The organism is Candidatus Stygibacter australis, assembly GCA_030765845.1.
GTDB classification, from domain to species: domain Bacteria; phylum Cloacimonadota; class Cloacimonadia; order Cloacimonadales; family TCS61; genus Stygibacter; species Stygibacter australis.
Map to the genome: position 1 here is coordinate 1 of JAVCDJ010000076.1, position 14,411 is coordinate 14,411.

6 protein-coding genes are annotated in these 14,411 nt (G+C 37.4%); all 6 read left to right on the forward strand.

Annotated features, from left to right (window positions below):
- Positions 1-416: 416 nt before the first annotated feature.
- Entirely contained in the window at positions 417-1,310 is an 894-nt protein-coding gene (locus RAO94_04565; protein ID MDP8321608.1) for a hypothetical protein, read from the forward strand.
- 482 nt (positions 1,311-1,792) lie between these two features.
- Positions 1,793-5,374 (forward strand): C25 family cysteine peptidase, encoded by a 3,582-nt coding sequence (locus RAO94_04570; protein MDP8321609.1) that lies wholly within the window; start codon positions 1,793-1,795, stop codon positions 5,372-5,374.
- Between the two features lie 307 nt (positions 5,375-5,681).
- Positions 5,682-8,210 (forward strand): DUF1565 domain-containing protein, encoded by a 2,529-nt coding sequence (locus RAO94_04575; GenBank protein MDP8321610.1) that lies wholly within the window; start codon positions 5,682-5,684, stop codon positions 8,208-8,210.
- A 201-nt stretch (positions 8,211-8,411) separates the two neighbouring features.
- On the forward strand, positions 8,412-8,954 hold the full coding sequence (locus RAO94_04580; GenBank protein ID MDP8321611.1) for a hypothetical protein: 543 nt from the start codon (positions 8,412-8,414) through the stop codon (positions 8,952-8,954).
- A gap of 5 nt (positions 8,955-8,959) precedes the next feature.
- Positions 8,960-9,154: a hypothetical protein gene (locus RAO94_04585; protein MDP8321612.1), complete on the forward strand. Its 195-nt coding sequence runs from the start codon at positions 8,960-8,962 to the stop codon at positions 9,152-9,154.
- A 751-nt stretch (positions 9,155-9,905) separates the two neighbouring features.
- Positions 9,906-14,204 (forward strand): T9SS type A sorting domain-containing protein, encoded by a 4,299-nt coding sequence (locus RAO94_04590; GenBank protein ID MDP8321613.1) that lies wholly within the window; start codon positions 9,906-9,908, stop codon positions 14,202-14,204.
- Positions 14,205-14,411 lie beyond the last annotated feature (207 nt).

Consider the following 14,411-nt stretch of genomic DNA (forward strand, 5'->3'; position numbering starts at 1 on the left):
CATTACTGGAGATAGTCATCTTTTTCACTTCCGGCTGAACAGAAAATTAACCGGACTGGACTTTCACCAGCTAGAGGTACACCACTTCGTGACGCACCTGAAGGCACAGAAATGCACAGAAGGGGAAAATATACTCTTTAAGCAAATAATAAGTTCTTCTTTTACATTTTTCAGTGTCTTTCAGTGCTTTCAGTGATTGAAGCTCTTACATTATCCGTGTTAATCAGTGTAATCCTTGGCATCAGTGTCCTATAAATCCTATATTCCCTATCTCACCCATAACAACTTAGCACTATCTAACAAAAAAATGTCACTACGTGCTAAGTTGTTGTTGGCTGATATCACTTTTTAGTTAATTTATATGTGGGGGATGCTTGAGAAAGCATCAAGAAATAGTTTTAAATAAGGTGGAAAAGATGAAAAATCTATCAGGTAAGACTGTGATCGATTTCGTGCAGCGGAATTTTGAAGTGCATGGCGAATTTGAAGGCACTGTGTATCGCACCAAACGAAACGGCACACAGGAACATTATCCCTATGACCCGGTATCATACTATCAGCGTACTCCGCTGGTGATCAGAAATGAAGCTATCAGGCGCTTTGCTGCTATGGTTTCCAATCCAAGGCTGGCTGATTATAAGTCTGTAATCAAAAAACTCAATTATTACACGCCGTATATCCTGAACCCCGGAGCACAGAAATTCCTCGGTGAAACGGCGTTTTATGTACGTCAGCGGGGTGATTATGAATTACGCTGGCAGGGCATGCCAATGGGCTTTCATCAGACTATCGCACCACGCACCAGGGTGGAATTGAGCTTTCATGCAGAAGGCGAGTTTGGGCTGGATTGCTATTTTCAGGATGAATTATATTGCCAGCGAAATTTTATCATCACCTCCGGCGATCTGGATGCAGCTTATGAAATCTGGCTGACAGCAAATCTGGAACATATTCTAAGCCTGCCTGAACCCGAATATGAGAGCATAAAGACCTATCGCAGAGGACTGCGCAGCAAAGTGAACTGGATCACTGCCATGTCCGGGAAATACCATGAAGAAGTAGCCTATGAAGTCCCAGATTACAGCTATAAAGACAGCAAGCGTGAAAATCCCTGGCTCTATCACCGGCGAAGGTATGACCACATTGTGAACCCGCAAACACTCTATTTTAATAATAAGATAAAAGAAATAGCTATAGAATGGCAAACACTTTCGCAAAATGAGCGTGATGAATGGAATCAAAGAGCCGCGAGGTACCAGAAACAACGATTAACAGGCTTTAATTTATATACCAGGGAGGTATTAAGTTAAGACGGGCAGATTGGGAACTACGAGCACCAGCTCGTAGAAATTGAAGAGCTACGAGCTGATGCTCGTAGTTCCAGGAAAAACTGGAGCCCTGATCGCCAGAAGTCATGCCCGGAATACCGTTCATAACTTCTGCTTAGTTTGTGGTTGATTGAGCATGAATAATCTTATTAATGAGCTTTGAAAGGGACACCCGACGAAAAAGCTGCTGTGTATAATTACTAGATTGCAACTGATATGTGTGCTTTGTTGTTCTGGCACTATATTTCTTTAGCAATATTACCAGATTATAGGCAGGTCACTTTCGAGTCAATCCAAAGTTTATTTCGACTAAATTCGAGAGTTTTGATTGTGCTATCTTTATGGTGAAAAAGATAAGCAAAATTATTTGCATGATATCAAACATATAAGGTTGAAAGAATTAACTTGACTAATTACACTTAATTCAAGGTTGTAAATGCTAAATAAAGTTTCGGGGAGTATAAATGAAATTAAGAATATTTCTGGCAGCCCTGCTATTGCCAGCGGCAGCCTTGATGTGTATTACTATTGATATAACCGATTTTGATCAAGCAACTAATAATCCTGTAATATTGCAGCCAGGATCACCATCATTACCTTATATAAGCGTAAAATACCTTTTACCTATGGGCGAACTCGCTGATAATGTAACTGTTAATTATTCGGGTGAGATACAAGAACTTGAGCGGAATATTGAGCCTGTTCAACAGCCTCAGCCATTTTCTCAGGAATATGTGGTAACCACTCCGGCAGACCAGTCAATTTATGGCAGATCTGCTATCTATCCCTCTACTGGTTATAAGATGGTGGGCAGTCAACGTCAAAATGGTTATGATATACTATATATTCATTTATATCCCTGGCGTTATAATCCTCAGGCAGAAACAATTACCTGGCAGGAACAGGCAGAAATTGAGATCACAACTCATTTTGATGAAGCTGTCTATGAAGCTCAGTCAAGAATGCTGCTGACCAAAAATGAATCAATCTTCCAGGGACAGGAGATCTATAATACTGAAGCCAGAAGCAGTTATCAGAAAACCGAGAGTTATCTGAGCCGATCTCTGGCGGACCCATCTGAGCCTTACAGCATGGTCCTGATCACCAGTATGGAAACCAGTGAATGGTTTACAGATTATCTAAGCTGGAAATTAGATCATGGACTGGAAACAGGCGTTTTCTATACCGAAGATATTTATGACGAATATGAAGGTGCAAATAACCAGGCAAAGATAAAAAACTTTATTAATGATGCTTATATGACGTGGTCTATGACCGATAATCCTTTGGAATATGTGATATTAGGTGGTGATGATGAGATAATTCCCATACGCGGTATTTATATCAATGCCGGCGGAACAATAGATAACAACCTGCCCTGCGATCTTTATTATTCCTGCCTTGATAATGACTGGGATGGTAATGAGAATGGAGTTTATGGTGAAGTGGAAGACGATGTTGATCTGGTTCCTGAGCTTGCTATCAGCCGATTACCGGTAGATAATGCACAGGATATGATAAACTGGTTAAATAAAGTAACACATTACGTGGATGATAATACCTATTCCAATAATATCTGCACTATGGTAGGAGAATTTCTTTGGGGAAATCCTGACACCTGGGGTGGAGATTCCATGGATCTATTACTGGAAGATATGGATGAGCCATTTCACCTGCAGACCTTATATCAACGTGATGGCACCTATAGCGAGTATGGCGTAACAGTTGCTATTAATGAAGGATTAGGATTTTTGAATCATCTGGGACATGCTAATGAAGGATTTGTTTTCGGGCAGACTCGTCCCAGTGCAGCAGATTATTATAATACCGAGTTTGGTTTTGGCTATTCACAGGGCTGTTATCCGTCAGCATTTGATGAAGCTACGGGTCAAGCCAGTGAAAGTATAGCGGAAAATTTCATCATCAGACCCGGTGGATTCTTTGAATTTATAGGCAATTCACGTTATGGCTGGGGAATACCCGGTCAGCCGGCGAATGGACCTTCACAACGCTATCATCTTCCATTTATCCAGGCAATATTTACCTATGAAATCCGTGAGTTTGGCAAGGCGCTGGCATATAGTCGCGATGTGATGGCTGATGCGGCAATTGAATATTCGCATTTGCGCTGGGTACATTATGAATTGACCTTGATGGGAGATCCATCAATAACATTGAAAGTGCCAGACCCTGATTTCCCCTTTATTCAACCGGAAGAACCTGTATATACAGATACAGAGGGTGATGGCGATGGAGCAATCAATCCGGGTGAAACAATTGAGATAACCATACCTCTTACAGCAAATGCTGACTGGGCAGATGCTCAAGATGTGACTATATATATCCAGTTTGAAGATACAGCAGTAACCACTGAAACTGAATCTATATATTATGGAACGATAGCCTCGGGAGAGACTGTAACTTCTGAACCTATAATTGTGTATGTACCATCTGATTGCAGTTATGATGCCTATCCCTATACTATCACAATTATGGCACCCGTGGGAACGGATAGTGAATTTGAGAAATCATACAGTTTTGATTTTGAAGTATCTATCCAGCAGACGAACTGGCCCTGGTTTCTGGCAGAACGCCTGAGCGTGGCACCAATAATCACTGATCTTGATGATGATGGACAGTTTGATATATTAACCACCACCATGGATGGAGATATGTATGGCATTAACCTGCTTGCTGAAGAGATGGATGGTTTCCCCTGGGCGACAGGTGAAACTATTGAGAATCAAACCTCATTGGGTGATGTTGATAATGATGGTGAAAATGAAATTGTGATGGCAACACGTGTCGGTAATATTTATGCCCGTAATCTGGATGGCACACTTGCTTTTGCCTATCAGCATGATGCTGATCAATTACTCACACCAGTACTTACTGATATGGATGGTGATGGTCTTCTGGAAACCGTTAGTTATGGCATGGATGGAGAATTGATAGTTTTAGATGAGAATGGGGAACTGGAAAATGGCTTTCCACTGCCATTGGGCGTACTTTGTTTTCAGGAAATGGCAGCCGCAGATTTTGATGGAGATGGCGGAACTGAGATTGCCCTGGTTGGATTGGACGGACAACTGCATCTGATCAAATATAACGGGCAGGAGATTGTCGGCTTCCCGGTTGATCTGGGCAGCAATCCCTGCAGCGGAGCTACTATTCTAGATAATCATAATCTGGCATTGGGAACAATGGACGGCAGATTACTGGTGATCTCCCCTACGGGTGAGATAATTGAAGACAGGCAACTGGAAGCCAATATAGTATCAGCACCAATTGCAGCAGATTTTGATGGAGATGAGGACTTGGAACTGGCATTTACAACCGCTTTCGGAGTTGTGTATATCTGCGAGCAGGATGGAACTGATCTTCCTGGCTGGCCCCTGGATATTGAATGCTCAATTTCTCAACCACCTCTGGCAGTTGATATTGATAATGCAAATGGCATTGACCTGATCTGGTTTTCAGCCACAAATACAATTTATGTGTATAGTAATGACGGAACTGAGATAGATTTTTCACCGGTTCCCATAAATTATAATGATAATTTCCCGGCATCAATTGCTGATCTGGATAATGATCTGGATTATGAGATAGTATTCAGCACCAGTAATCGCGTGATAGTGATAGACAGCAAGCTCCGCAAAGGCTCTGATGCCCCCTGGTCAACCTATCGTGGAAATCTTTGCCGCACTGGATATTATGGTGATAATTCGCTTACTGATAATGATGTGGCAGAAGTTGTACCTGCCAGTGATGTACTGCTGCCTAATTATCCTAACCCCTTTAATCCTTTGACGGTGATAAGTTTTGAACTGGCAGAAGCTGCCGATGAAGCTGTGATAGAGATATTCAATATCAAAGGACAAAAGATACTTGATCAGAAATTTGCCAACCCAGTCAGCGGAAGACATCAAATGGTTTGGCAAGGGAATGATAAAGACGGAAAATCTACAGCTTCCGGAGTTTATTTTTACAGGTTAAAAGTTGATAATAAAACTTGCGGCATTCAACGCATGCTGCTCTTAAAATAAGATAAATTTCTTTCTTTCCAAAGAAATAAACCGACCGGACAGGTAACTGTCCGGTTTTTTTTATATTCAATTAACAGCAGGTGATGAAGGAATTTATTTATGAAAAACGAGGATAGACCAGAATCTAACTATTGCACTTGACAAAATTTCCATTAATATAATAATTTAGTAAGAAGTAATGTGAAAATATTCAATTGTACTGACAAAGAGTTTCATAATTTCAATGAATATTTTTCTACACTAATATTATTAATTGCATTAGAAATTCGGCGTAGGTAATAATATTATGCAAATTACAGGAGGAAGAATGAGAGAAAAAATGTGGGGATTACTGATCATACAATTAATTGCAATGTTTATTTATGGAGAGACCTTTTATGTGCCGGAGGATTACACTACCATTCAGGGAGCTATAGACGCTGTGGAAAATGGAGATGTTATCATATTAAGCCCTGGTACATATTATGAAAATATAGATTACAATGGGAAACAAATATTAGTGAGTTCTTTGTTTTATGAAACCTCAGACCCACAATATATATCAGAGACAGTGATAGATGGAGGAGGGAATGATTGTGTGGTTAGAATTCTCGGTGTTGGTGGGTATAACAGTGGATTATCAGGTCTCACGCTATCTAACGGTAATTATTCCCACGGTGGGGGAATCTATCTTTGGGGATCACCAGTAAATCTTTCTAATTTGATAATAACCGGCAATGTGGCGGTGGATGGAGGAGGAATACATTGTGACTGGTCGATGGGAGTATTTATTGATAATGTAATGATCACAAATAATGAAAGCACAGATGACGGAGGAGGAATTTATATAAATTACTCAACCGTAACAATAAACAACAGCATGATTTATAATAACAGTGGCAATAATGGTGGAGGTATATATATAGAAGACGGAATTTTAAACATGAATAATGATTCTGTTTGTTATAACCAGGCAGAGAGGGGAGGAGGAATTCATATACACTGTTCGGATTCAAATATGAATGAGGTAAAGATACTGGGTAATCATGCCACAATAGGGGGTGGCGGGATTTATACCTGGTATTCTGATCCTTATTTAAGCAATGTGATAATTACGCAAAACTCTTCAGATGGAAGAGGAGGAGGCCTGCGTTGTCAGTGTGCATTAACGCCGGTTTTCAGTTCTACGGAATTGTGTGATATTTACCTGAATAATACCAGTTGCAGTTGCTGTGGTAATGATATTTACTCGGATTCTTTTACTTCTGTAATATTAGATACATTTACCGTTATGAATCCTACTGAGTATCATATTCAACCCAGAGATAGTACGCAAATAATAATTCAAAGCGGGAAAATAGAGCAGTACAATCAAGATCTATATGTTTCCACAACAGGGAATAATAGTAATAGTGGACTAAATCCAGCAGATCCCCTGAAGACTATCCAGTATGCATTATGCTCTATCTTACCAGAAGATGGAGATACTTTAAATATCTTTCTGGATGAAGGGTTGTATAGTCCTACAAGTAATGGGGAGCATTTTCCTATAATGCTTCCCAGTTATGTGCATCTGTGTGGGACAGGAATAGAGGAAGTTGTGTTGGATGCAGAGGAAAGCAATCGGGTGATCTGGGAATGGTACGCAGGCAATATCAAGCTTTCAAATTTAACAATTACAGGTGGTAACCAATATTTTGGAGCAGGACTCTATTGCGAAAATACCAGTATAAACCTGGAGAATGTATTGTTTTGTGAAAATATGGCATCTTATTGGGGTGGTGGAATAAATGGAGAATTTTCTGAATTATTTATAAAAGATGTGAGAATTGAGAATAACTATGCAGGAGATACGGGTGGGGGGATATGTTTGAGCCATTGCGTTGAAGTAGAAATGAGCAATGTTTCGATAACAAATAATGAATCTGAATATGGTGGAGGAATTTCAATGTTCTCCTCAGAGCCTGTTTTGAGAGGAGTGAAAATAGCAAATAATCTTGCTACAGCTTATGGTGGGGGAATAAATAGCTACAATTCAGAAGCGATAATGCAGAGGGTAGATATCTGTGGTAATATATCCGAATATACAGGTGGTGGCATGTATTTAGTCGATGATAACTCGATTATGGTAAATGTGACGATCGCAGATAATGAAGCATTTGCGAATGGCGGGGCAATGACCTTAAATCAGGGCTCTCACATAAATATTGTGAATGGAATTCTATGGGGTAATACACCAGATGAAGTATGTTATTGGACACAAAGTGATTTCAATGAAATAAATTTTGCCTATTGTGACGTGCAAGGCGGTATGGAAAATATATTCACTTATGATCATGGACAGGTAAACTGGTTAGGAGAAAACATTGATGCAGATCCTATGTTTTTAAACCCTTTGACAGGAGATTATAATTTGGATTTAGGGTCTCCATGTATCGATACCGGGATTGCATATTTTGAGTATAATGGTCAAATTCTGGCAGATTTGTCAGAAGAAGATTATGAAGGGACAGCACCTGATCTGGGAGCTTATGAATATGGGATGTCTGCAATAGAAACTGATTTTATCATGAAACCTGGATCAGTTATGTACGCTTATCCTAACCCTTTTAATCCACAGACAGTGATAAGTTTTGAGTTGGTAGCACCAGCCGATGAAGCTGTGATAGAGATATTCAATATCAAAGGACAGAAGATACTTGATCAGAAATTTGCAAATCCAATCAGCGGAAAGCATCAGATGGTTTGGCAGGGAATTGATAAAGACGGTAAAGCTACTGCATCAGGAGTTTATTTTTACAGATTAAAGGTTGATAATAAAACTTGCGGCATTCAGCGAATGCTGCTTTTAAAATAAGATAAATTTCTTTCTTTCCAAAAGAAATAAACCGACCGGACAGGTAACTGTCCGGTTTTTTTTATATTCAATTGACAGCAGGTAATGAAGAAATAAATTTTGCTTAATAAACTGTCTGCCTGTTACTTGTACTACCAGACAGACAGCGAGTTCCAGAAATTTCTGAAAATCTTAAAACCACAAAAAACTATGGAGGTTATTTTGAAAAGGATAATAGGTTTAGTGCTTATAGGCTTATTTAATAGCCTATATATCCAATTATGTGGGCAAGATTTGGATTTAGAAAAATCTGACAGTGGAAATAATACAAAATACGAATATCTATTCAAGCTATCATCGGGTATTATGATCGATGCTTCAGGTGGAATAGGTATAAAGTATTCGCAAAATGAAGACTATCAGGAATCAATATTGAACCTGCATTATGGAAAAGGAGGATTCCTGTCAACAAACGAATTATGTGGGATATATTATCAAGGCAATTACTTTGGAAAGAGAATGTATAAAGGGATTTATGGATATTTTCAAATCGGTTTAGATTACATAGTATCACGTGATTTAATCAATTCTATTATACAGAATGGAATAGATGTAAGTTCTATTCATTATAGATTAACAGGCGGTATTGGATACAGCTATATAATTAGTGAAGATGTTTGTTTAAGAATTGATATTGGTGTTGCTAATCGACCAAGTTTAATTAATCTTAGTTTAACAATAGTTTTTTTAGGAGGAAGTGCGTAGAAGCTGTGATAGAGATATTTAATATTAAAGGGCAGAAGATACTTGATCAGAAATTTGCAAATCCAATCAGCGGAAAGCATCAGATGATATGGCAGGGAATTGATAAAGACGGGAGAGCTACTGCGTCTGGAGTATATTTTTACAGATTAAAGGTTGATAATAAAACTTGCGGCATTCAGCGCATGCTGCTATTGAAATAAGATAAATTTCTTTCTTTCCAAAAGAAATAAACCGACCGGACAGGTAACTGTCCGGTTTTTTCTTTATATTTAGGCATCAACCAGTTATTTATTTAAGATTTAGTAAAAGCCCTTATTGATAAATGTAATTTTCAAATTATTCTTTTTCTCATACTGGGAATGATTATTTATGCAGTTGATTTGAATACTGATATAAGTTCGGGTTGGGATACTATCTAAATATTATGTCATGTTAATAAGGTGTTTAACACAATCAATCTTAGTGTCATAATTAGTACATTAACTGAGTTCATTTTATAAACAGAAAAAAACAGTTTATTGTTACATTATTGACATAAATCATATACTGTAATTAATTAAATATAAATATTATATGTATCAAGAATATAAAAGAAAAATAAATGCAAATGTATTTTATTTAATTTAAAAGAGCTAAAATAAATACATAAAAAATTATATAAAATACAAAGAAATATTGCGTGGTGTTGTCACATTTTAGCATTTTCGGGGACTATATATATGGAGGAAAGGATGTCTATTAGCAAATTTATTAATTATACTTTTATGGAAGATGGTAAAAAAATTATTAAATATCCATACTTGTTCAGAGATCACTATAAAAAATTTGATAAGGGGTTTCCTCTCAAATATCCTTAATAAACTGTCTGCCTGGTACTTCTACTACCAGACAGACAGCGAATTCCAGAAATTTCTGAAAATCTTAAAACCACAAAAAACTATGGAGGTTATTTTGAAAAGAATAATATATATACTGATCATGTGCCTTTTTGTTACGGCACTGATGGCAGAAGAAGAAATCGTCTCCCGTAGAACCTTTTTTAGCAAAACCTATGATGTAGAAAATAATCAATACAGGACAAGATTACATAGTAGTCCGATTCATTACCTTAATGAAAATAATAGTCTAATTGATATAGATTTTAACGATGAAAATTGTGATTCGCTGGTTGCCTTAGCTTGGCGACAGTCTTTAGGAAGAGATTATGAATATTTTAATCCTTATGATTGTGATCAAGATAATGGATCAATACAGGCTGGATACTATACATGTAATGATTTAAGTGATTGGTGCCATAAATATTCAAATGGATATTTTGGTCTAATACAAAATTCCGATTATTGGGACGTTGAATTGACTGATCCAAATTATCAAGTGCATTACGTTATTGAAAGAGAATACAATCAATATCACCTTTGGGATGATACCTTATTCAATTATGACGGTTGCTCCATATTGTTCTATAACACTTGCTTGAATATTACAATGAGCCAGGCAACACCCGTTGGACATCTTACTTATGAACGCCTTGAGAATAATAATATGTTTGATATGCCCCCTGTTTTTGCGTTCGAAAATGTTATAGGCTATGGAGATACATTGTTCGTTACCGATGGAATTAATGTAGAATTTGGTCCATCATTTGATAGTAACGATACATTCACTCTGGATTTCGTCCAAGATGTTATTCAAGATAGTAACTTTTTTAACATATCGATTGTTAATGATCAAGCAGGAACAGGTTTAGAAAATGAGCCTAACTATTGCGAAACATCTATTGATATTTACTACAATGTATATTTTTCTGTGTCTGGTACTGTTTCTAATCTACCATTAGATAATTTACCTATTATTCATCTTGAATCTGGTAATTGGTATGACACTGAGATTGTTTCTGAAGATAGTACATATTTTTTTGATAATATACCTTATATATCTGGTGGACGTGACATACATATTTTTTTAACTGATCCTGACTACCCATATCTCTATACATATGAAGATCAGAATTATTATGATGTCACAACTACTCTTACTGATTGTAATTTCGAAGCTATCGATCCAGTATCTATCTCAGGAAGTTTTACCAACTACTCATCAACGCCCATAGAAGATTTGGATATAGGCTTTTATGATGAAGAAGACATTCAACTTAATGAGACTTCAGTGACAAGTACTAACACTTATGAGATTCTTGTTCCGAGTGGCTGTTCAGGTTCATTAATTCCTGATGCTTCCACTTTCAATGTATATCCGGAAGAGCGTACCTATGCAGATTTGACATCCTCAATAACTGGAGAGAATTTTGAGGCTTACCTTGAATCTCAAATATCGCAGATAAGTGGTACTGTTACTTTAACTAATGGAAACGGTAATGTTACTGATGTAATATTGAATATTGCTGATAATGATGGACCAGTTGTAACCTGTAATATTGATGATTCTGGAAACTATGAATTTGAATTAACTCCTGTTAATTATGATGGAAATCCTGAATTCCATTTGAACTTTGAATTGATGCCATTGAATGGAGAAGATTCAGATTATTATAAAGTCCGAAGAGAACTAACTATCGATAATGGTGACGATCATTTAATAGATGTTACTATGAAAGAAATTGATCTAAATAATATTATTGTTGATAGTGATATAATGGTAAATGGGTTTCATGATTTTATATCAGCTATGGATTATGTTCAAGATATAAATCAAGCAATTCTGCCAGATCCAATAAGTTCAAAGATTATCATGTTGAGTGATACTTATGCTGATGAAATGGGAATTCACGGTTTGCAGAGCGCAGATTTAGAAATCATTGGAATTGGAGATTGTGTCATTAATGGACAGGGAGTTCTTGAGCATGGGATTGCCTTTTATGACTGTGATGATGTCAGTTTAACGCTTGATAATCTGGAAATATGTAACTGGGTTGAAGGTGGAATTGTGGAAAGTAGTACTGAACTAACCGATTGTTACCTGACAATACAAAACTGCTATATTCATGATAACATAAGAACAACTCCGGTTCGAGGTGAAAACGGTGGAGGAATTGCTATATTTCATCCTTCAACTATAATTAATAATCAGATCACAAATAATCAGGCACCGATAGCAGGTGGTGGAATTTATATTTCTTCAACTGCAGGTACTTCAATTATTGAAGATAACGAGATAGAAGGAAATATAAGCGATATCGGTGGAGGTATTTATCTCCAAGCTCAAACAGGGAATGAGGATTATGTAGATTACACCATCGAAGGTAATACTATCACGGGTAATGAATTGAACTCAGACACAGCCTCATCTCCTTTAGCTGCGGCAGTATTTGTTCAAAATTCTGCCAATATTTCATTCAAGCACAATATAATAACTGAAACCCCGGGACTTGGTGATATGACCATTGCCTGCGCTTTTCAGCATGTAAATGATCTATTCTGTCATAACAACACTTTCACCGACAACACAACTGTAGCTGCATCTTACTGGGATTTTACTTATCTGGATTTCCGGAATAATATCATTTCCGATAATATCTTCAACTATTCTGAGCCTTATCCGATTCGTATAAATGATGGTGCTTCAGATCCCTACTTGGTAAGATATAATTGCCTATATGGAAACACAAGCAATGAGTTCAATTCCACTATTACAGTCAGCAATACAGTAACTGAAGATCCACACCTTAATACTCAGTTTTATCCTGAATGGAATGCTTCTGTTAAATCATCCTGTATTGATACAGGGCATCCGAATCCTGATAGTGATTCGGATGAATGGTTCTTCGATCCTGATGATCAGGATCCAGACGGATCACGTCAGGATATTGGGGCAAAAACTGCTGTAGAACACTGTAATTCAATTGCTACTCTCCAAGAGAATTTGGCTTACAACTGGATATCCATTCCTGGGATTGATAACTTTGCTGAATCAACTCGCACTAATGATATCGTTAGCTATGTGTTTGATGAATATGAGGATAATGGGCTTTTCGACGTTAGTCCAGAATATTACATTTTAAACAACCTGGAATGGAAATATAATGGAGAGTATGGAAGATTTTATTGGGAAAATGGTCATTTTAATCCAGTTCCAGCAAATGTAATGGATTTGGATGTCCGTTCACAGAAGGGTTATAAGATCCAGATGAGTGAAAATGCTGATTTTTATCATTTCATTGAATACTCTGGATTTCTCCCCGGAACTTCAGGTAATCCTGAAGATAACATTCATATAGAACTACCTGTTCAAGGAGAAATAAATTGTACTCTAAATGAAATCATTGATGATTATGAGCGTGAGATTTGGCTGGGATATTTTCTTGAGGGGAGTTTGCATCCGATGGAAGCACTGGAACCAATACTGGAAAACCTGATCATGATAAAAGCACGGGACTGGGCTTTAGCACGTTTACCGGTTGCCGGAACAGGTTCAGGTTATACTGATAACTGGATTAGTTGTGCTGAATATCCGGATTTAGCTATAAATTTCGGTGAGATGGTCTCTGTAATCTATATCGGTGATGATGATGTTGACTTCGAATGGGGAGGTGATGATCCTGAACCACCCTACGTTGATTATTATAAGCGTGATCTTGCTGAATATTTTGAATATGAAGATCAGGAAGATTATATCCCAATCTTCGTAGAAATTGACCTGGATTGTTATGAAGAAGGTGAAAAACCCATTGAAATTGCCATCTTTGTGGAAGAAATCTGCAAAGGAGCAACCGTGATCAAAGAAAGTCAGGTGCAACTTAATGCATATATCCTGAATGATCCTACAATTGAGTTAAAGGATCTGGAATTTCAGCTCTGGTTTCCTCAGAGAAACGGTGCTATGCCGGTAGAACAATATGCATATAGGGATAATAAAACTGGATATTTTAAAACTGAGAAGGCAATAGTTGCAGATTGTGGAGATTTCTTGAAGGTTTCACTTAGAGATAAAGATATAGAGAATGGCAACCTACCTGAAGCAACTTGCCTGAAAGGAAACAGTCCTAATCCCTTTAATCCCGAAACTAAAATAGAATTTGAACTTGCCAATAATTCTTTGGTTAAGTTAGATGTCTTTAATATCAAAGGGCAACACATACGTAGCCTGATCAAAGGAAGTCTCCCTGCCGCCAGACATGAAGTAATCTGGAATGGAGAAAACAACAGTGGACAGGAAGTAAGTTCCGGTGTTTATTTCTATGTATTGCAGGCTGATGGATTGACATTATCACATAAGATGTTATTGTTGAAATAATTATTACGTGATCCGAAACTCGTCCTCCTTCGTTACAACTACGGAGGATCTTCGATAACTCGTGATTTGGAAAATATGAATGTAATACCTGTCGTCCCGAAAGGGACGGCAGGATATTTTGGAAGGAAATGAAAATATGAAGGTATTATTCTTATTAATTTTAATGGTGTGTTTTCCCATATTACTGTTTAGTGATATTCTGGAAGT